We start from the raw sequence: 19,197 nt of genomic DNA, 5'->3' as shown, positions 1-19,197 counted from the left end.
GATGCCGCCGATCACCCTAACACCGCGCCGCAAGCAGGGTCGACGTGGCATAATTCACCGCTCGCTATTAACACGGTATGAGGAGGATTCGACGAGTGGAATCCTTCCGAGGAAAATCAATGAGTAATGTCCTCTATGGGATCAAGGCCTGCGACACCATGAAAAAGGCCCGCACCTGGCTCGACGAGCAAGGTGTCGCTTACCAGTTTCACGATTACAAGACCGCTGGCATCGACCGCGGCAACCTGCAGAAATGGTGTGACGAGCACGGCTGGGAAACCATCCTCAATCGCGCCGGCACCACCTTCCGCAAGCTCGACGACGCCCAGAAGAGCGATCTCGACCAGGCCAGGGCCATCGACCTGATGCTGGCCCAACCATCGATGATCAAGCGCCCCGTGCTGGATCTGGGCCCCCGTACGCTGGTCGGGTTCAAGCCCGAGCGCTACGCCGCCGAACTGGCCTGATAACCCGTCACCTTCAATCGAATTCGCTGCAAGGAAAAGCTCATGTCCAACACCCTGTTCAGCCTGGCCTTCGGGGTCGGCACCCAAAACCGTCAAAGCACCTGGCTGGAAGTCTTCTACGCACAGCCGCTGCTCAACCCGAGCGCCGAACTGGTCGCCAAGGTTACCGAGAAGCTCGGCTACAGCGGCGGCAACCAGGCCATCGCGCTGACCAATCAGCAGGCCGGCGAACTGGCCAGCGCCCTGAAAGGCATCGACGCCGTGCAAGCCGCGCTGCTCACTCGCCTGGCCGAAAGCGCCAAGCCCCTGGTCGTCACGCTGCTGGCTGAAGATGCCGCCCTGACCAGCACGCCCGAGGCCTACCTCAAGCTGCACCTGCTGTCCCATCGCCTGGTCAAGCCCCATGGCCTGAACCTGACCGGCATCTTCCCGTTGCTGCCCAACGTGGCCTGGACCAGCCAGGGTGCGGTCGACCTGGCCGAGCTGACCGAACGTCAGCTCGAAGCCCGCCTGAAAGGCGACCTGCTGGAAGTCTTCTCGGTGGACAAGTTCCCGAAGATGACCGACTACGTGGTACCGACCGGCGTGCGTATCGCTGACAGCGCGCGTATCCGCCTGGGCGCCTACATTGGTGAAGGCACTACGGTGATGCACGAAGGTTTCGTCAACTTCAACGCCGGCACCGCGGGCCCGGGCATGATCGAAGGCCGCGTTTCCGCGGGTGTGTTCGTCGGCAAGGGTTCGGACCTGGGCGGCGGCTGCTCGACCATGGGCACCCTGTCCGGTGGCGGCAACATCGTCATCTCCGTGGGCGAAGGCTGCCTGATCGGTGCCAACGCCGGCATCGGCATTCCGCTGGGCGACCGCAACATCGTCGAAGCGGGCCTCTACGTGACCGCTGGTACCAAGATCGCCCTGCTCGACGACCAGAACAACCTGGTCAAGGTGGTCAAGGGTCGTGACCTGGCTGGCCAGGCCGACCTGCTGTTCCGTCGCAACTCGCAAACGGGCGCGGTGGAGTGCAAGACCAACAAGTCGGCCATCGAGCTGAACGAAGCCCTGCACGCCCACAACTGAGCCCAGGCTTCGCCCGAACGGGCTGCGCGCGCGATAGACTGACGTCTTCGTGGGCACAGCCCGTTTTCACATTCAAGCGTTACGAGATCCGGATGACCCTGATTTCCCCCTGGCGCGCCGATTTCCCCGGCCTGCTGGCCCTCGACAAAGACGGCCAGACCTACCTCGACAGCGCCGCCACGGCGCAGAAACCGCAGGCGGTACTCGATGCTCTGCTGGCCTATTACGCCGGCGGCGCCGCCAATGTGCACCGCGCCCAGCATATGCCCGGCGAGCGCGCCACGCGCGCCTTCGAAAGCACCCGTGAAAAGGCCGCCCGCTGGCTGAATGCCCTCAACGCCGAAGAAATCGTCTTCACCCGCGGTGCAACGGAATCCCTCAACCTGCTCGCCTATGGTCTGGAGCACCTGTTCAGCGCGGGTGATGAAATCGTCATCAGCGCCGCCGAACACCACGCCAACCTCCTGCCCTGGCAGCAACTGGCTGCACGCAGGGCGTTGACGCTGATCGTGCTGCCGCTCACGCCCGCGGGTGATATCGATCCGCAGCAGGCTGCCACGCTGATTGGCCCGCGCACGCGGCTCGTCGCGGTCAGCCAGTTGTCCAACGTGCTGGGCCGCTGGCAGCCCGTGCAGGCGCTGATTCAGCAAGCCCGTGATCAGGGCGCGCTGACCGTCGTCGATGGCGCCCAGGCCATTGTCCACGCACGCCAGGACATGCAGGCGCTGGGTTGTGACTTCTACGTCTGCTCCAGCCACAAGCTGTATGGCCCGGATGGCGTCGGCCTGCTGTACGGCCGCCGCGACGCGCTGCAGCGGCTGAACCACTGGCAGTTCGGCGGCGAGATGGTGCAGCAGGCGGATTACCACACCTCGACCTTTCGCCAGGCGCCGCTCGGCCTGGAAGCCGGCACGCCGCCCGTGGCCGGGGTGATTGCCCTCGGTGCAGCACTGGATTATCTCAATGGCCTCGACGCGAGCGCCGCCAGCCGCCACGAAGCAGCGCTGCACCAGAAGCTGCTGGACGGGCTGCGCCGCCATGACGGCATGCGCCTGCTCGGCGATCCGCAAGCGGCGCTGGCCTGCTTTACCGTGGAGGGGGTGCACAGCGGCGACCTCGCTCATCTGCTCAGCGAGCAGGGCATCGCCGTGCGGGTCGGCCATCACTGCGCGATGCCGTTGCTCAAGCGGCTCGGGGTGAACGGGGCGATTCGAGTCTCGCTGGGCCTCTACAACGACGAAAACGACCTGCAGCGCTTCTTCGCCGCGCTGGACAAAGCCCTGGAGCTGCTGCGATGAGCCTGCCGGACCAGGCCCGGGAAGCCCTCGATGCGTTCAGCGCCTGCCCCGGCTGGGAACAGCGCGCGCGCCTGCTGATGCACTGGGGCGAGCGCCTCGAGCCGCTGAATGAGCGCAATGAAACGAATCGCGTGCACGGCTGCGAAAGCCAGGTGTGGTTGATCGGTGATCGACGTGAGGGGCAGTGGCACTTTCGCGCCGCCAGCGACGCCAGGCTGATCCGTGGCCTGCTGGCCGTGCTGCTGGCGCGGGTCAATGGCCTGGGCGCCGCCGAGCTGGCCGCACTGGATATCGCTGCCTGGTTCGAGCGGCTCGGCCTGTCCCGGCAACTGTCGCCCTCGCGCGCCAGCGGCATGAACGCCGTGGTGCAGCAGATGCGGCGCTTGGTCGAAGAGGGTTAAACCGACGGTGCAAGCCGCTCCGAGGGGCGACGGGCACCGGCCACCAGCTTGTCGACGATACGCGCTGCCGCCACCATGCCGAAGGTCGCGGTGACCATCATCACCGCGCCAAAACCACCGGCGCAGTCGAGCTTCACACCCTCGCCGACGAATGCCTTGCTCAAACAAATGCCACCATCGGCGCTCGGATAGCGCAGCTGCTCGGTGGAAAACACGCAGGGCACGCTGTAGTTGCGCCCGGGCGTGCGCGAGAAGCCGTAATCGCGGCGCAGCGTGGAACGCACCTTGGCCGCCAGTGGATCGTTGAAGGTCTTGTTCAGATCACCCACCTGCACCTGCGCCGGATCGATCTGCCCGCCCGCACCGCCGGTAGTGATGATGGCGATCTTGCGACGCTTGCACCAGGCGATCAGCGCCGCCTTGGCGGCGACGCTGTCGATGCAATCGACCACCGCGTCGAGCTCGACGGTGATGTGCTCGGCCATGGTGTCGCGGGTCACGAAGTCAGCCACCTCATGCACCACACAGGCCGGGTTGATGGCACGCAAGCGCTCGCCCATCACCTCGACCTTGGCGCGGCCGACCTGGCCTTGCAGCGCGTGGGCCTGGCGGTTGGTGTTGCTGACGCAGACGTCGTCGAGGTCGAACAGGGAAATCTCCCCCACGCCGGAGCGCGCCAGCGCCTCGGCCACCCAGGAGCCAACACCACCGATGCCGACCACGGCCACGTGGGCAGCCGCCAGCCGCTGCGCGCCCTCGCGGCCATACAGCCGGGCAATTCCGGCGAAACGCTGTTCATCGAACGACATGGGGTCTCCCTCTAGATCGGCGCGCATTATAGGAAGCCTGGCCGCTCACCCCAAGCACCATCGAGCAGCCGTGCGCCAGCCTGGCCAGCGGCGGTGGCGCTCACGGCGCATGGACCCGAACGGTCGCTCCGGGCTGTGCTATACAGTCATTCAACGACGGAGTAGCATGCGCGCCAACCGGCGCTCGCCGGCCCTCTCCCCGTTCCACCTTTCGGAACCTGACACAGCATGCTTTCGCGCAAGTTCGGCCTCAATCTGATTGTTTTCCTGGCTATTGCTGCCCTGTTCACCGGCATATGGGCGCTCTACAACCGTCCCGTCACGGCACCGGACTGGCCCGAGCAGATTTCCGGTTACTCCTTCTCGCCGTTCCGTCAGGGACAGAGCCCGCAGACGGGCGTCTACCCCAGCGACCAGGAAATGCGTGCGGACCTCGAGCTGCTGTCCAAGCAGACCGACAGCATCCGCACCTACTCGGTGGACGGCGCCCTCGACAAGATCCCCCTGCTCGCCGAGGAATTCGGCCTGCGCGTGACCCTTGGCGTGTGGATCAGCCCCGACGAGGAGCGCAACGAACGGGAAATCACCAAGGCCATCGAGATCGCCAACAACTCGCGCAGCGTGGTGCGCGTGGTGGTGGGCAACGAGGCGCTGTTTCGCCGCGAAGTCACCGTCAAGCAACTGACCGCCTACATGGACCGGGTCCGCTCGGCGGTCAAGGTGCCGGTTACCACCTCCGAACAGTGGCACATCTGGGATGAGTATCCCGAGCTGGCCGACCATGCGGACCTGATCGCCGCGCACGTGCTGCCCTACTGGGAATTCATTCCCATGAAGGACTCCACCCAGTTCACCCTGGACCGCGCCCGGGACCTCAAGAAGCTGTTCCCGAAAAAGCCCCTGCTGCTTTCAGAGGTGGGCTGGCCGAGCAATGGCCGGGTACGCGGCGGCGCCGAAGCGACCCAGGCCGACCAGGCCATCTACCTGCGCACCCTGGTTACCACCCTCAACGCCCAGGGTTACAACTATTTCGTCATCGAAGCCTTCGACCAGCCCTGGAAGGCTGGTGAAGAAGGTTCCGTGGGCGCCTATTGGGGCGTCTACAACCTGGACCGCAACCCCAAGTTCAATTTTGAAGGCCCGGTCGTGGCCATCCCGCAATGGCGCATGCTGGCGGTCGCCTCGGTGGTCATGGCCCTGCTGTCGCTGGCGCTGATGCTCATCGATGGCAGCGCCCTGCACCAGCGCGGTCGTACCTTCCTGACCTTCGTCGCCTTCGCCGGCGGCTCGGCGCTGGTGTGGATCGGCTACGACTACAGCCAGCAGTACAGCACCTGGTTCAGCATGCTGGTCGGCGTGCTGCTCGGCATTGGCGCCATCGGCGTGTTCATCGTGCTGCTCACCGAGGCCCACGAACTGGCCGAGACGGTCTGGACGCAGCGACGGCGGCCGTTCACCCCGGTGGTCGGCGACAGTCATTACCGGCCCAAGGTATCGATCCACGTGCCGTGCTACAACGAACCGCCGGAGATGGTCAAACAGACCCTCGACGCCCTGGCAAACCTCGATTATCCGGATTTCGAAGTCCTGATTATCGACAACAACACCAAGGATCCCGCGGTGTGGGAGCCGGTGCGCGACTATTGCGAAGAGCTCGGCCCGCGCTTCCGCTTCTTCCACGTGGCGCCGCTGCACGGCTTCAAGGGCGGCGCGCTGAACTACATCCTGCCGCATACCGCGCCGGATGCCGAAGTGGTAGCGGTGATCGACTCCGACTACTGCGTCGATCGCAACTGGCTCAAGTACATGGTGCCGCACTTCTCCGATCCGTCGATCGCTGTGGTGCAATCGCCACAGGATTACCGCGATGGCGAGGAAAGCACCTTCAAGAAGCTCTGCTACGCCGAGTACAAGGGCTTCTTCCACATTGGCATGGTGACGCGCAACGACCGCAACGCGATCATCCAGCACGGCACCATGACCATGATCCGCCGTACCGTGATGGACGAGTTGAAATGGGCCGACTGGACCATTTGCGAAGACGCCGAACTGGGCCTGCGCGTGTTCGAGAAGGGTTACTCCGCCGCTTATGCCCATGACAGCTTCGGCAAGGGGCTCATGCCGGACACCTTTATCGACTTTAAAAAGCAGCGTTTCCGCTGGGCCTACGGCGCCATCCAGATCATGAAGGGCCACGCCCGCGAATTGCTGGCCGGCAAGGGCAGCGAACTCAAGCGCGGCCAACGCTATCACTTCGTGGCCGGCTGGCTGCCGTGGGTCGCCGACGGCCTGAACATCTTCTTCACCGCCGGTGCGCTGCTGTGGTCGGCGGCGATGATCATCGTGCCGCAACGGGTCGATCCACCACTGCTGATCTTCGCGATCCCGCCGCTGGCGCTGTTCCTGTTCAAGGTCGGCAAGATCATCTTCCTGTACCAGCGGGCAATGGGCGTCAACCTCAAGGATGCGTTCTGCGCGGCGGTTGCCGGGCTGGCGCTGTCGCACACCATTGCCAAGGCGGTGCTGTACGGCATGTTCACCAAGAGCATTCCGTTCTTCCGCACGCCGAAGATGCGCTCCAGCCACGGCCTGATGGTGGCCCTCGCGGAAGCCCGCGAGGAGGTCTTCATCATGTTGTTGTTGTGGGGCGCCGCAGTGGGCATCGCCATCGTGCAGGGCCTGCCCAGTTACGACGTGAAGTTCTGGGTGATCATGCTGCTGGTACAGTCGCTGCCGTACCTGGCTGCGCTGATCATGGCGCTGCTGTCGTCCAGCCCGAAACCGCTGGAGATTCCAGTGGTGCAGACCGAGGCGGAGAACGCCTGATTCCGGTGAGCGACACGCCAACGGCGGCCAATTGGCCGCCGTTTTCTTTTCGGATTGGTGAGCGGTAACCGCGCAAACAATCCCTGGGTATCGCTTCGCTCAACGCCAGGCTTCGGGGGCGCAGTGCATCGGCTCTTGTATCTGGTCGAGTGAAGCGCCTTTGCCTCTTGCGCCAAAAGGCTGAACGCCTACGAGGCGCGGGCGTTTTGCTTTAAGCTATGCGCCCTTTCCCGCCTGCATTGCTTTACGAGCATGACTTTACCGGAGTTCCCATGACGGCCCTGTCCCCTACCCTCGAGCTCGCCTGCGACCTGATCCGTCGGCCATCCGTGACGCCACTGGATGAAGGCTGCCAGGAACTGATGATGCGCCGGCTCGCTGCGTTGGGTTTCTCCATCGAAGCGATGCGCATCGAGGACGTGGACAATTTCTGGGCCAGCCATGGCAGCCAGGACGGTCCGGTGCTGTGCTTTGCCGGCCACACCGACGTGGTGCCCACCGGCCCGGTGCAAGCCTGGCAGCACGGCCCGTTCGAGGCGCTGATCGACGAACAGGGCATGCTCTGCGGCCGCGGCGCTGCCGACATGAAGGGCAGCCTGGCGTCGATGATCATCGCCGCCGAGCGCTTCGTCGCCGAGTACCCGAACCACAAGGGCCGCATTACCTTCCTGATCACCAGCGACGAAGAAGGCCCGGCCCACCACGGCACCAAGGCGGTGGTCGAACGCCTCGCCGCGCGCAACGAGCGCCTGGACTGGTGCATCGTCGGTGAGCCGTCGAGCACCTCGCTGGTGGGCGACGTGGTGAAGAACGGCCGCCGCGGCTCACTGGGCGCAACCCTTACCGTGCGCGGCATTCAGGGCCACGTGGCTTACCCGCACCTGGCGAAGAACCCGATTCACCTGGCCGCCCCTGCCCTCGCCGAACTGGCGGCCGAGCACTGGGACGAAGGCAACGCGTTCTTCCCGCCGACCAGTTTCCAGATCTCCAACCTGAATGCCGGCACCGGTGCGACCAACGTGATTCCGGGCGAGCTGACCGCGGTCTTCAACTTCCGCTTCTCCACCGAGTCGACGGTCGAGGGCCTGCAGCAGCGGGTCAACACCATCTTCGACAAGCACGGGCTGGACTATCACATCGAATGGGCGCTGTCGGGCCTGCCGTTCCTCACCGAGCCGGGTGCCCTGCTCGATGCGGTCAGCGCCAGCATCCGCAGCGTGACCGGCAGGGAGACCACGCCGAGCACCAGTGGCGGCACGTCGGATGGGCGCTTCATCGCCACCCTCGGCACCCAGGTGGTCGAACTCGGCCCGGTCAACGCGACCATCCACCAGGTCAATGAACGTGTGCTGGCCAGCGATCTCGATGTACTCACCGAGATCTACTACCAGACCCTGGTCAAGCTGCTCGCCTGATGCTCAGTTGCCCGATCTGCCAGGCGCCACTGCAGGCTGTCGACAACGGCGTGGCCTGCCCGGCCAACCACCGCTTCGACCGTGCCCGCCAGGGTTACCTCAATTTACTGCCGGTGCAGCACAAGAACAGCCGTGACCCGGGCGACAACGCGGCCATGGTCGAAGCGCGCCGGCGTTTTCTCGATGGCGGGCACTATGCCCCGCTGGCGGCGCGCCTGGCGCAGTTGGCGGCTGGCTACGCGCCGCAGCAGTGGCTGGATATCGGCTGCGGCGAGGGCTATTACACCGCGCAGATCGCCGAGGCGCTGCCAGAGGCCGACGGCTATGCCCTGGATATCTCCCGCGAAGCGGTGAAGCGCGCCTGCAAACGCGCGCCGCAGCTGAACTGGTTGATCGCCAGCATGGCCCGCGTGCCGCTGGCCGACGCCAGCTGCCAGTTGCTGGCCAGCGTGTTCAGCCCGCTGGACTGGCAGGAAGCCAAACGCCTGCTCGCTCCGGGTGGCGGCCTGCTGCGCATGGGGCCGACGCGCGATCACCTGATGGAGCTGCGCCAGAAGCTCTACGACGAAGTGCGCGATTACGATGACCAGAAACACCTTGAGCTGATACCGCCCGGCATGCGTCTGACGCACAGCGAAACCCTGAGTTTTACGCTGCTGCTCGACACGCCAGAAGCACGCGCCGATCTACTGGCGATGACGCCCCACGGCTGGCGGGCCAGCGCCGAACGCCGTGCTGCGGTGATTGCCGAAAGCTTCGATGTGACCGTCGCCATCCGCTACGATTGGATCGAGCGAGACGCGCATTGAGCGCCCCGAACGAATTGAGGATCCAAATGCGCCAACCGGATATCGAGATCTACCTGAAGGATGCCGATCACCAGGCCATTGCCGCCTGGCTGACCCAGGCCCTTGGCCCTTGCTCCGACTGGCAGCAGAAAGGCCAGACCTTCCAATGCCACGCCGGCGACGTACCGGTGACCTGGCTGCCCAAGGCGGTAGGCAAATGGCACAGCCTGTACCTGGAAAGCGACGCCACCCCCTGGGACGACGACCTGGCCTGCGCCCAGGCGGCCTATGCCGCGCTGGGCGTGGAAGTTCGCTGCGCACCGGGCAGTTGGGAAGAAGAAGAAAGCGATGAGCAGGCCGATCAATGGCTGCGCATCAGCGCCGACGGTGTGCAGGAAATCACCTGGCGCACCGGCTGACCGACCCTACCCTCGCCCAATCCCCTCATCCCACCCAAAGTCGACCCCTCGGCTTTGGGCGCTTTGGCACCCTTTCCTCACACGCTGCCTTGCTCCGCCTCTGCCCCTTCTCTCTTGCCGCCTCGTTGCATGAGCCTGTTCACGATCTTTCAGCTCGATTTCAGTGCTTTACCTGCCAAGTGGCGATAGCAGACGTAGGGTGGATGACGCTCTTTTCATCCACCATTGCGATCGGTGGACGGGTCGGGCCGCGTAGGTGAGGCGTCGTCCACCCTACGACTGTGGGAGCGGGCCATGCCCGCGAAAATAATGGGCATAGCCCATTCCTCCAGAATGAGTCCGCCAGCATTACCGAGTTGCTTGTGCGCTCGGTTCCGCTCTGTCGAGCGGGTTTCTTTTGGCATTGCCCGGATGGCCGGCCCCGCCAAAAGAAACCAAAAGGTCTAGTCCCGACATCCGGCCCCGGCTCCGCCGGGGTTCCCTCGTTCCATCATCGTTTCGGGGGCCGGCCTGGAAGGGCCATCCATGGCCCATCAGGCGGGGGCGCCTAGCCCTCTCGCCGCATCCATGCGGCTCGTCCCCCTGCAAGATGATTCCACTCGGCCTCCTGAAGGGACGATTGGCGTCGTCAGTTGCTTTTGCGCAAGAGAGACACTGCAAAGCCAAAGCAATGATCGTCCGCTTCTGCCTTGTAGCAGCCTCTTATGTCGCCTGGAAAATCGTGAACAGGTTCTAAGCCTGACTTCTTGCCAGAAGAATCAGGCTGACCTCTGGCAACCAGTAGCGAGCAATAAAAACGACTACAAAAATCTCAAAAACGCTGTTTTATGACCCCGTAAATGATTTTTAACGGTGCGACATCGCGCCGCACCACACCCTACAAAAGCTCATCATCTTTTCAGACATTTATTCACGATAGCGACAACTTAAAAGACAATGACAGCCAACTTGTATTATTTACCCGAACAGTTCTGCATGAAAAATAACAATATCTCCGATAACTTGTAGTCATGCGAAATAAACGCTCCATGAATATTGCTTACTGATCCTTTTCCTTTGCAGAATGCGGCCTATCGACTTTAGTCGATACCGTACCTCCGTCGCCCCCGGGTGAATCTGCAACGATCGCAGGAGATGCAAGCGTGCACATTGGTGTTCCCTTCGAAACCCATGCAGGCGAGACGCGGGTTGCCGCAACGCCGGAAACCATCAAGAAGCTGATCGGCCAGGGCCACCAGGTCACCGTCCAGAACGGGGCCGGCATTGCCGCCAGCATTACCGACGCTGCCTATGTAGCCGCCGGCGCCAGCATTGGCGATGCAGCGGCCGCTTTTGCCGCCGCACTGGTGCTCAAGGTGGTCGCACCGGACGACAGCGAACTGGCGCTGATGCAACCCGGCACCGTGCTGGTCGGCATGCTCAATCCGTTCAGCGCGCAGACCATCGAGCGCATCAACGCTCGCGGTGTCACCGCCTTCGCGCTGGAGGCGGCGCCGCGCACGTCCCGCGCCCAGAGCCTCGACGTGCTGTCGTCCCAGGCCAACATCGCCGGCTACAAGGCGGTGCTGCTGGCGGCCAACCATTATCCGCGCTTCATGCCGATGCTGATGACCGCCGCCGGTACGGTGAAAGCCGCTCGGGTATTGATCCTCGGTGCTGGCGTCGCCGGCCTACAGGCCATCGCCACGGCAAAGCGCCTGGGCGCGGTGATCGAGGCCTCCGACGTGCGCCCGGCCGTCAAGGAGCAGATCGAATCCCTCGGTGCCAAGTTCGTCGACGTGCCCTTCGAGACCGATGAGGAGCGCGAATGCGCCGAAGGCGTCGGCGGTTATGCCCGGCCAATGCCAGCCTCGTGGATGGAACGTCAGGCCAGGGCCGTGCACGAACGCGCAAAGCAGGCCGACATCGTTATCACCACTGCACTGATCCCCGGCCGCAAGGCGCCGACGCTGCTGCACGAAGCCACGGTCGCGGACATGAAGCCCGGCTCGGTGGTCGTCGACCTGGCCGCGACTCAGGGCGGCAACTGCCCACTGACCGAGCTGGACAAGGTGGTGGTCAAGCACGGCGTGACGCTGGTCGGCCACGGCAACCTGCCGGCCCTGGTCGCCGCCGATGCCTCGGCGCTGTATGCGCGCAACCTGCTCGACTTTCTCAAGCTGGTGATCGATGCGAACGGCGCCTTCCACCTCGACCTGGAAGACGACATCGTCGCGGCCTGCCTGATGTGCACTGGCGGCGAGATCAAACGCGCCACTAAATGATGATCTCCTCTCCTGAGCGAGAGGGCCAATCACAACAAAAAAGGATCTTCCCGATGGATCTGATTTCCGACGGTATCTACAACCTGATCATCTTCGTGCTGGCCATCTATGTCGGCTACCACGTGGTATGGAACGTCACCCCTGCCCTGCACACGCCGCTGATGGCGGTGACCAACGCGATTTCCGCGATCGTCATCGTCGGCGCCATGCTCGCCGCCGCACTGACCGTCACCCCTTTGGGCAAGACCATGGGCACCCTGGCCGTGGCGCTGGCGGCGGTCAACGTGTTCGGCGGCTTCCTGGTTACCCGGCGCATGCTGGAAATGTTCAAGAAGAAGGCCCCGAAAGCAGCATCGGCTGCCGCACCGGTGGAGAAGTAATCGATGAGCATGAACCTGATCACCCTCCTCTACCTCGTGGCGTCGGTATGCTTCATCCAGGCGCTCAAGGGCCTGTCGCACCCGACCACCTCACGGCGCGGCAATGCCTTCGGCATGATCGGCATGAGCATCGCGGTGCTCACCACCCTCGGCCTGATCTACAAGCTCGGTAGCGACCTGGCGGCGCAAGGTATCGGCTACGTGATTGTCGGCCTGCTGGTCGGCGGCACCGCTGGCTCGATCATGGCCAAGCGGGTGGAGATGACCAAGATGCCGGAACTGGTCGCCTTCATGCACAGCATGATCGGCCTGGCCGCGGTGTTCATTGCCATCGCCGCGGTGGTCGAACCGCAATCGCTGGGCATCGTCGCGGCCATCAGCGATCCGATCCCCCACGGTAATCGCCTGGAACTGTTCCTCGGTGCAGCGATTGGTGCCATCACTTTTTCCGGATCGGTGATCGCCTTTGGCAAGCTGTCGGGAAAATACAGATTCCGCCTGTTCCAAGGCGCGCCCGTACAGTTCGCCGGCCAGCACCTGATCAACCTGGCTGTTGGCCTGACCATCCTCGCACTGGGCCTCTACTTCACCTTCACCGGCAACCTGACCGCGTTCGCTGCCCTGGTGGCGCTGGCCTTCGTCATTGGCGTGCTGATCATCATCCCCATCGGCGGCGCCGACATGCCCGTGGTGGTCTCGATGCTCAACAGCTACTCGGGCTGGGCGGCGGCGGGTATCGGCTTCTCGTTGAACAACTCGATGCTGATCATCGCCGGCAGCCTGGTCGGTTCGAGCGGCGCGATCCTCTCCTACATCATGTGCAAGGCGATGAACCGCTCGTTCTTCAACGTGATTCTCGGCGGTTTCGGTGGTGCGACCGACGCCGGCCCAGCCGCCGCGGGCAGTGGCGAGCAACGGCCGGTCAAATCCGGCTCGGCCGACGATGCGGCGTTTCTGCTCAGTAACGCCGACAGCGTGATCATCGTGCCCGGTTACGGCCTGGCTGTGGCCCGCGCGCAACATGCGTTGAAGGAGCTGACCGAAAAGCTGGCGCACAAGGGGGTGACGGTCAAATACGCCATCCATCCGGTTGCCGGACGCATGCCAGGGCACATGAACGTGTTACTGGCAGAAGCAGAAGTGCCGTACGACCAGGTGTTCGAGATGGAAGACATCAACGCCGAGTTCGGCCAGGCCGACGTGGTGCTCGTGCTGGGCGCCAACGACGTGGTCAACCCGGCGGCGAAGAACGACCCCAAATCGCCCATCGCCGGCATGCCGATCCTTGAAGCCTTCAAGGCCAAGACCATCATCGTCAACAAGCGCTCCATGGCCAGCGGCTATGCCGGCCTGGACAACGAATTGTTCTACCTGGACAAGACCATGATGGTCTTCGGTGACGCCAAGAAGGTTATCGAAGAGATGCTCAAAGCGGTCGAGTGACCGATTCCCGACAAAGAGGCGGCGGGCTTCTGCCTTCGCCTCTTTTTTCATGCCCAACCGCAATTCCTAGCACAGGCCCTGCCAACAGGCACAGCCGAGGGCGTTTCAAACCAAATGCACAAGAAATCAAAATAGGGAGCAACGTAATGACTGCAAACAATTGCAACTGTATCGGTATATAACCGCTAAAAACAGGAGTATTTATAGAGCAAATCACTGCCAAACGCCGCGAGTCACGGCAAATCCACAAACACCGGTACAGTTGCAAGCTAAATTAACGCAACAGTTACGAAGCAACCTATCTAGTACGCAGCTTATTTACTGCAGCTGTGGCTACTGCAAACCCCGCGCGAGGACGAAAATAGGCACCAGAACCTAACCAATCCCGCCAAAAGCGGAAGGATGCACACCATGGAACGTACCCTCAGTTCCGATCTGCTTGTCGACAGCTCGTCCAAATCCGCCACCAGCTTGCCGCTCAACGTGCTGGCCACCCTGCTCCTTTGGCAGCGTCGCATCGTCAGCCGTCGCCAGCTGGCACGCCTCGACCCGCGCCTGCTGGCCGACGCCGGCATCAGCGAAAGCCAGCGTCACGCCGAACTGAGCAAACCGTTCTGGCGCTGATCGCGACCGTAGAGCTTCTCCCGCAAAACCCCGCCGGCATGCAGCGCCAGCGGGGTTTTGTCGTTATGGGGCCGCGTTAATCGAACAGTCACCTGCGTGCAAACAAAGCTACACAAACTGTGCAGGTGTTTTTCTACGCATGCCCGCGGAGCGGTTAGAATGCGCCTTTCCGTGAGCCGTAGAGACCCAGCCCATGCCCCTCGTTCGCACTCTTGCCTTCGTCAGCCTGTTCGGCCTGACCGCCGGCGCTTCCGCCAGCAGCTTCGTGGTGACCACTGACACCCTGGTCGACGCGCTGGCCGGCACCATCGATACCACCATCAATGCGACCTCTTCGGTGGTCGACAACAAGGTGGTGCTGGCTGCCAAGGACGACGCCGCCAGCTTCGTCGCCACCAACGGCGCCGTGCGTGGCGTTCACCTGGAAACCGCGCTGCAGCACATCCGTGAGCGCATGCCCGACGTGCAGGCCAATGATGCGCAACTAGCACAGGCCATCCTCGCGCATTAACCATTCGTCATTGCCGGAACTGCGGCAGGCGTTCCTCGTCCAAGCAGCCAATCAAATCCCATTCGGAGACCGTTCATGAAGCGTCCGTTGTTAGCCGCCACCGCCTCCCTGGCCCTGTTCGCCAGTGCCGTTGAGGCCCAGACCCTGGTGGCCACCAGCAACATCATCGTCCGTGCGCTGGATCGCACCATCGACTTCACCTCGGACACCACCACCTCGATCCGTGACATGAAAGTGGTGATCGAGGCTCGCGACGACGCCGCCAGCTTCGTCGCCAGCGAAGGCGATATCCGTGGTGCCCAGCTGGAGGTCGCCTTTGGCGCGCTGCGCAGCCAGGTCCCCGAGGCCCGGAACGCGTCCGATCAGGTACTCGCAGAAGCCATTCTCGCGCTGTGATGACCGCCCGCGGCTGGCTTCTGTTGCTGACCCTGTTGGTCAGCACGGCCAGCCACGCCCAGTTTCAACTTGCCCTGGACACCTCGGGGCTCAGCAGCGCCGAACGCCAAGCCAGCCAAAGCCTGCTCGACGAAGCCTTGGCGGCGATGCCTCCACGCCTGCGCGACGCCGTGGATCGCGAGGTCACCGTGCGCTGGGTGCCGCTTCCCGAGCAGATCTATGGCCGTGCTGGCCGCTTCAGTGGTGTAGAGCTCAATGCCAACCTGCTGCCCGGCCTTGCCGACGGCAGTGCGGCGAAAGCCGCCACCGGCCGCCCGCACGGCACGGTGCGCCGCGAGCTGCTGGCCACCGTGCTCCATGAAGTGACACACCTTTATGACCGCGGCGCTTTCTGGGGCACTGCGCAGCGCACGCTGCTGCAACGTTGCAAGCGCCAGAACAGCAGCATGGGTGCAGTCGGTTTGCCGGCCGAATGCCGTGGCCAGACCGAACGCCGCTTCACCCTCAGCGATGACCCCCGTCTGCTCGACCTGGCCGGCTGGCCGCAGCGCGTCGGCAGCCGTGGGCAACGCGATCTGCACAACGGTCAGGTGGCACGCAGCCCGGATATCTACGAGCTGAGCAACGCCCGCGAATTCGTTGCGGTGAACATGGAGTACTTTCTCCTCGATCCCGAATACGCCTGCCGCCGCCCTTCCCTGGCGCGCTTGCTCAGTGATCACTTCGGCTGGTCTCCGGCTGCCGCCACGCCCTGCGGCACCGGCTACGCCTACCTCAATGCAGGCCGCGACTTCGACAAGCAGGCGCTGGCCAGCCTCGATCCGGAACGGGTTTACGAGGTCGACTACCTGCTCGCCGAAGCCAACCAGAACATGGCCAGCCGCTGGGGGCACAGCATGCTGCGCCTGGTGATCTGCGCACCCGGCCGACCGCGCGGGCCGGACTGCCGACTGGACCTCGACCAACACCTGGTGCTGTCTTACCGGGCCTTTGTCGGCGATGTGCAACTGTCGAGCTGGGACGGCCTCACCGGCGCCTACCCGTCGCGCCTGTTCGTGTTGCCCCTGGCCCAGGTCATCGAGGAATACACCAAGGTGGAGCTGCGTAGCCTCGCTTCGGTGCCGCTGACGCTGCCCCGCGAGCGGCTCGAACAACTGGTCGCCCGCGCCGTCGAGCAGCACTGGAGCTACGACGGCGACTACTTCTTCGTGTCCAATAACTGCGCGGTGGAAACCCTCAAGCTACTGCGCAGCGGTACCGATCTGCCGCGCCTGCAGGACCTCGACAGCATCACCCCAATCGGCCTGCTGGAAGTCCTCGAAGCCCGTGGCCTGGCCGATGCCAGCATGCTCGAGGACTCCCGCGAGGCCCTGCGCCTGGGTTACCGCTTCGACTCCTTCCGCGATCGCTACCAGGCCATGTTCCAGGTCTTGCAACAGCGTTTGCCGATCCGCCAGCAGCGCGTCGAGGACTGGCTGGAGCAGCCATCCAGTGAACGCCGCCAGTGGTTCGAGAAGGCCGACCTGCGCGCCAGTGCCGCCATGCTGCTGCTCGAGCAGGCGGCCATGCGCCGTCAGCTGCTGCTCTCTCAGGACGAGCTCAAGCAGCGCTACCTGACTGGCCGCGCCGCCAAGGACCCGAACCTGAACAAGGCCGGCGATGCGCTGGAGCAGATTCTTGCCAACACCGGCTTCCTCAGCCGCCCGGCCGAATTGCTCGAGGGCGGCTATGGCCTGCCGCAGCAAGCCGAATGGCAGCGCCTGGAAAGCGAAACGCGCAATCGCCAGCAGCAACTGAGCCTGCTCAGCGCTGACCTCGACCAGGAAGTGCGGCGCCTGCTGGAGCCTCAGCGCCTGGCCGAACTGGAAGCCAACGAGGAAAACCTCAAGCTGCTCGGCGCCCATCTGCGCACGCTGCACAAGGCCAGTGGTGGGCTGCAGCTGTAGCCAGTCCATGGCGGCCCGGCTGGCGACAGGCCAGCCGTGTCGCGGCGCTGGCAAGCGCGCTCAGGGAAATTTCACCACGGCACGAAACCCCTGGGGGCTGGCGTTGCTGAAGCCGATGGAGCCGCCCAGATGGCGCGCGATCGTGCCGACGATGGCCAGCCCAAGCCCTGCGCCTTGGGGATTGCCAGCGCTGTGGAACCGCTCGCCCAGACGCGGCAGGCGTGTTTCCTCGACACCCGGGCCCTGATCGACCACCTGCAGTTGCACACCCTGGCCGACACGGCGCACGCGCACGCTCACCTCGCTGCCGGGGGTCGAAAAGTTCAGCGCGTTGCTGACCAGGTTCTGCAGCATGATCACGATCAGGCCGCGGTCACCCTGGATCACCGCGGTCTCGTCGGCGTCGAGTGCCAGGTCGATGCGCCGGTTCAGCGCCAGGGGTGCCAGGTCGGCCAGTTCCTCGCGCACCACAGCCGTCAGGTCAAGGGATTGCAGGCTCTGCGAAGGCGCTTCCAGGCGCGCCATGGTCAGCAGTTGGCTGGCGATGCGGGTGGCGCGGTGCACGCCCTGCTGCAGGAATGACAACGCTTCATCGCGCTCCTGCACGCTACCGGCCTGCAGCGCGTTGCGCACGTGGATATCGAGAATCGCCAGCGGGGTGCGCAGCTCGTGGGCGGCATCGGCGATAAAACGCCGCTCCCGCTCCAGCAGCGCGCGCAACTGGCTGAGCACGTCATCGAGCGCCAGACGCATCGGCTCCAGCTCCGGCGGCAACGGGCCGGCCGGCAACGGTTCCAGGCTGTGTTCAGGGCGCTCGCGCAGCTGCTGGGCCAGGCGCTGCAGCGGCTGCAAGCCCCAGCCCAGCAGCAACCAGATGAACGCCGCCAGCAGCGGCAGGCAGACCAGGGTCGGCATCAGCGTGTGCTGGAGAATCTGGTGGATCAGGTCCTGGCGCAGGTCCTCGCGTTCGCCAACCCAGATGCGCAGCCCCTGCCCGGCGTCCTCGAGCAGCACACCGCACCACTCCTGGTCATCGAGGAAGAAATCGTGGATGCCTGGCGCTGGCGGAGCAGGCAGCGCGGGAGCCTGCTCTGAGCGTACCAAGAGGGTGCCGTCCTCGGCCCACACCTGGAACGCCAGGTTGATTTCATAGGGGTGCGAGAACACCCCGTCGGCCGAGAGATCAAGGGCGCTGTCCAGTGCCTGCCTGACGAACGGCCAGTCGATCGGCTGGCCGTCCGGCTGTTGCAGCATGCCTTGCAGCACCCGCGCCGCCTGCACCAGTTGGGCATCATAGACCGCCTCGGTCTGCCGATGGCTGTCGCGCAGAGCGAGCAGCACCAGGGCCAGGCTGCCGGCCAGCACCAGGGCGATGGTCGGCGCGAGAATGCGCGTACGGATGGAAATCATGGCGTTCGCTCCACCAGGTAACCGACCCCGCGCACGGTGCGGATGAGGTCGCTGCACAATTTGCGGCGCAGGTTGTGAATCAGCACTTCCAAGGTGTTGCCCGGCCCACTTTCCTGCCAGCCGTAAAGGGCGTTGGCGAGCCGCTCACGGGTGACCACCACGCCAGGGCGGATCAGCAGCTGGTGCAACAGCTGATATTCCATGGGCGTCATCGGCACGCTGCGGCCCTGATAGCGCACCTCCTGGGTAGCCGGGTCAAGGCTCACCCCGGCGAACTCCAACACCGGCTGCGCGCGCCCCTGGCTGCGCCGCAACAGGGCGCGGATACGCGCCTTCAGCTCTTCGGGATCGAAGGGTTTGACCAGGTAATCGTCGGCCCCCGCATCCAGCCCCTGAATGCGGTCTTCCATGGCGTCGCGGGCGGTTAGCACCAGCACCGGCACGGCGTTTTCAGTACGGGCGCGCAACTGGCGCAGCAGCGTCATGCCATCCAGGCGCGGCAGCCCAAGGTCGAGCAGCACCAGGTCGAACTGCTCGCTGCGCAGCGCGTGCGCGGCCTCGACGCCGTCCTCCAGCCAGTCCAGCGTATAACCTTCGCCTCGCAGGGCGACCCGGATACCGCGCGCCAGGGCGCGGTCATCTTCAACCAGCAGGACACGCACGCAACGCACCTCGTCAGAATGGCGGCCGCCATGATGCGCTGCGCGCAGCACGATTGGCAGA

Annotated in this window: 18 protein-coding genes; 15 read left to right on the top strand and 3 right to left on the bottom strand. The window is 64.2% G+C overall.

Annotated elements, in window-relative coordinates:
- Nucleotides 1-119 precede the first annotated feature (119 nt).
- From ACZ0AV_RS19165 to ACZ0AV_RS19150, 4 genes are all read left to right on the top strand, one after another.
- Nucleotides 120-467, top strand: a complete 348-nt coding sequence (locus tag ACZ0AV_RS19165) for an ArsC family reductase (protein WP_499152501.1) — start codon at nucleotides 120-122, stop codon at nucleotides 465-467.
- Between the two features lie 42 nt (nucleotides 468-509).
- A complete protein-coding gene (dapD, locus tag ACZ0AV_RS19160; RefSeq protein WP_499152500.1) occupies nucleotides 510-1,544 on the top strand; it encodes a 2,3,4,5-tetrahydropyridine-2,6-dicarboxylate N-succinyltransferase in 1,035 nt (344 codons plus the stop codon).
- A 92-nt stretch (nucleotides 1,545-1,636) separates the two neighbouring features.
- Nucleotides 1,637-2,842, top strand: coding sequence for an aminotransferase class V-fold PLP-dependent enzyme (locus tag ACZ0AV_RS19155; protein ID WP_499152499.1), 1,206 nt, complete (start codon nucleotides 1,637-1,639; stop codon nucleotides 2,840-2,842).
- Nucleotides 2,839-3,243 (top strand): SufE family protein, encoded by a 405-nt coding sequence (locus ACZ0AV_RS19150; protein ID WP_499152498.1) that lies wholly within the window; start codon nucleotides 2,839-2,841, stop codon nucleotides 3,241-3,243. The genes ACZ0AV_RS19155 and ACZ0AV_RS19150 overlap by 4 nt, the downstream gene beginning before the upstream one ends.
- Here ACZ0AV_RS19150 and tcdA read toward each other — a convergent pair.
- Nucleotides 3,240-4,052, bottom strand: a complete 813-nt coding sequence (gene tcdA / locus ACZ0AV_RS19145; RefSeq protein ID WP_499152497.1) for a tRNA cyclic N6-threonylcarbamoyladenosine(37) synthase TcdA — start codon at nucleotides 4,050-4,052, stop codon at nucleotides 3,240-3,242. The genes ACZ0AV_RS19150 and tcdA overlap by 4 nt on opposite strands.
- Before the next feature lie 228 nt (nucleotides 4,053-4,280).
- On the opposite strand from tcdA, the gene ACZ0AV_RS19140 reads away from it, so the two are divergent.
- From ACZ0AV_RS19140 to ACZ0AV_RS19090, 11 genes are all read left to right on the top strand, one after another.
- Nucleotides 4,281-6,878 carry a glycosyltransferase gene (locus ACZ0AV_RS19140; RefSeq protein WP_499152496.1) on the top strand — a complete coding sequence of 866 codons (2,598 nt, stop codon included), beginning with the start codon at nucleotides 4,281-4,283 and terminating at the stop codon, nucleotides 6,876-6,878.
- A 272-nt stretch (nucleotides 6,879-7,150) separates the two neighbouring features.
- Nucleotides 7,151-8,293 (top strand): succinyl-diaminopimelate desuccinylase, encoded by a 1,143-nt coding sequence (gene dapE, locus ACZ0AV_RS19135; protein WP_499152495.1) that lies wholly within the window; start codon nucleotides 7,151-7,153, stop codon nucleotides 8,291-8,293.
- Nucleotides 8,293-9,102, top strand: a complete 810-nt coding sequence (locus ACZ0AV_RS19130; RefSeq protein ID WP_499152494.1) for a putative RNA methyltransferase — start codon at nucleotides 8,293-8,295, stop codon at nucleotides 9,100-9,102. Before dapE ends, ACZ0AV_RS19130 begins: the two co-directional genes overlap by 1 nt.
- Before the next feature lie 26 nt (nucleotides 9,103-9,128).
- The gene (locus ACZ0AV_RS19125) at nucleotides 9,129-9,500 is read left to right on the top strand and encodes a hypothetical protein (RefSeq protein ID WP_499152493.1); all 372 of its coding nucleotides are present in this window, start codon (nucleotides 9,129-9,131) and stop codon (nucleotides 9,498-9,500) included.
- 1,142 nt (nucleotides 9,501-10,642) lie between these two features.
- Complete coding sequence (locus ACZ0AV_RS19120; protein WP_499152492.1) at nucleotides 10,643-11,764, top strand: Re/Si-specific NAD(P)(+) transhydrogenase subunit alpha; 1,122 nt, start codon at nucleotides 10,643-10,645, stop codon at nucleotides 11,762-11,764.
- Nucleotides 11,765-11,817: 53 nt separating this feature from the next.
- The gene (locus ACZ0AV_RS19115; protein ID WP_070882185.1) at nucleotides 11,818-12,144 is read left to right on the top strand and encodes an NAD(P) transhydrogenase subunit alpha part 2; all 327 of its coding nucleotides are present in this window, start codon (nucleotides 11,818-11,820) and stop codon (nucleotides 12,142-12,144) included.
- Between the two features lie 3 nt (nucleotides 12,145-12,147).
- Nucleotides 12,148-13,587: an NAD(P)(+) transhydrogenase (Re/Si-specific) subunit beta gene (locus ACZ0AV_RS19110; protein WP_499152491.1), complete on the top strand. Its 1,440-nt coding sequence runs from the start codon at nucleotides 12,148-12,150 to the stop codon at nucleotides 13,585-13,587.
- A gap of 411 nt (nucleotides 13,588-13,998) precedes the next feature.
- Nucleotides 13,999-14,211: a DUF1127 domain-containing protein gene (locus ACZ0AV_RS19105; protein WP_499152490.1), complete on the top strand. Its 213-nt coding sequence runs from the start codon at nucleotides 13,999-14,001 to the stop codon at nucleotides 14,209-14,211.
- Nucleotides 14,212-14,404: 193 nt separating this feature from the next.
- Nucleotides 14,405-14,722 (top strand): DUF2388 domain-containing protein, encoded by a 318-nt coding sequence (locus tag ACZ0AV_RS19100; RefSeq protein WP_499152489.1) that lies wholly within the window; start codon nucleotides 14,405-14,407, stop codon nucleotides 14,720-14,722.
- Between the two features lie 75 nt (nucleotides 14,723-14,797).
- On the top strand, nucleotides 14,798-15,118 hold the full coding sequence (locus tag ACZ0AV_RS19095; protein WP_499152488.1) for a DUF2388 domain-containing protein: 321 nt from the start codon (nucleotides 14,798-14,800) through the stop codon (nucleotides 15,116-15,118).
- The gene (locus ACZ0AV_RS19090; protein WP_499152487.1) at nucleotides 15,115-17,064 is read left to right on the top strand and encodes a DUF7844 domain-containing protein; all 1,950 of its coding nucleotides are present in this window, start codon (nucleotides 15,115-15,117) and stop codon (nucleotides 17,062-17,064) included. The genes ACZ0AV_RS19095 and ACZ0AV_RS19090 overlap by 4 nt, the downstream gene beginning before the upstream one ends.
- A gap of 60 nt (nucleotides 17,065-17,124) precedes the next feature.
- Here ACZ0AV_RS19090 and ACZ0AV_RS19085 read toward each other — a convergent pair whose 3' ends face one another.
- Both ACZ0AV_RS19085 and ACZ0AV_RS19080 read right to left on the bottom strand, forming a co-directional pair.
- Nucleotides 17,125-18,474, bottom strand: a complete 1,350-nt coding sequence (locus tag ACZ0AV_RS19085; RefSeq protein ID WP_499152486.1) for an ATP-binding protein — start codon at nucleotides 18,472-18,474, stop codon at nucleotides 17,125-17,127.
- Nucleotides 18,471-19,136, bottom strand: a complete 666-nt coding sequence (locus tag ACZ0AV_RS19080) for a response regulator (protein ID WP_070882330.1) — start codon at nucleotides 19,134-19,136, stop codon at nucleotides 18,471-18,473. The genes ACZ0AV_RS19085 and ACZ0AV_RS19080 overlap by 4 nt, the downstream gene beginning before the upstream one ends.
- Between the last annotated feature and the right edge of the window lie 61 nt (nucleotides 19,137-19,197).

The sequence above is a fragment of the Pseudomonas sp. AC532 genome, assembly GCF_979258965.1.
This window is presented reverse-complemented; position numbering and strand designations above follow the sequence as displayed.

Coding starts and splice junctions, on each gene's coding strand:
- ACZ0AV_RS19165 (WP_499152501.1), top strand. CDS start 120: ATGAGTAATGTCCTCTATGGGATCAAGGCCTGCGACACCATGAAAAAG.
- dapD (WP_499152500.1), top strand. CDS start 510: ATGTCCAACACCCTGTTCAGCCTGGCCTTCGGGGTCGGCACCCAAAAC.
- ACZ0AV_RS19155 (WP_499152499.1), top strand. CDS start 1,637: ATGACCCTGATTTCCCCCTGGCGCGCCGATTTCCCCGGCCTGCTGGCC.
- ACZ0AV_RS19150 (WP_499152498.1), top strand. CDS start 2,839: ATGAGCCTGCCGGACCAGGCCCGGGAAGCCCTCGATGCGTTCAGCGCC.
- tcdA (WP_499152497.1), bottom strand. CDS start 4,052: ATGTCGTTCGATGAACAGCGTTTCGCCGGAATTGCCCGGCTGTATGGC.
- ACZ0AV_RS19140 (WP_499152496.1), top strand. CDS start 4,281: ATGCTTTCGCGCAAGTTCGGCCTCAATCTGATTGTTTTCCTGGCTATT.
- dapE (WP_499152495.1), top strand. CDS start 7,151: ATGACGGCCCTGTCCCCTACCCTCGAGCTCGCCTGCGACCTGATCCGT.
- ACZ0AV_RS19130 (WP_499152494.1), top strand. CDS start 8,293: ATGCTCAGTTGCCCGATCTGCCAGGCGCCACTGCAGGCTGTCGACAAC.
- ACZ0AV_RS19125 (WP_499152493.1), top strand. CDS start 9,129: ATGCGCCAACCGGATATCGAGATCTACCTGAAGGATGCCGATCACCAG.
- ACZ0AV_RS19115 (WP_070882185.1), top strand. CDS start 11,818: ATGGATCTGATTTCCGACGGTATCTACAACCTGATCATCTTCGTGCTG.
- ACZ0AV_RS19110 (WP_499152491.1), top strand. CDS start 12,148: ATGAGCATGAACCTGATCACCCTCCTCTACCTCGTGGCGTCGGTATGC.
- ACZ0AV_RS19105 (WP_499152490.1), top strand. CDS start 13,999: ATGGAACGTACCCTCAGTTCCGATCTGCTTGTCGACAGCTCGTCCAAA.
- ACZ0AV_RS19100 (WP_499152489.1), top strand. CDS start 14,405: ATGCCCCTCGTTCGCACTCTTGCCTTCGTCAGCCTGTTCGGCCTGACC.
- ACZ0AV_RS19095 (WP_499152488.1), top strand. CDS start 14,798: ATGAAGCGTCCGTTGTTAGCCGCCACCGCCTCCCTGGCCCTGTTCGCC.
- ACZ0AV_RS19085 (WP_499152486.1), bottom strand. CDS start 18,474: ATGATTTCCATCCGTACGCGCATTCTCGCGCCGACCATCGCCCTGGTG.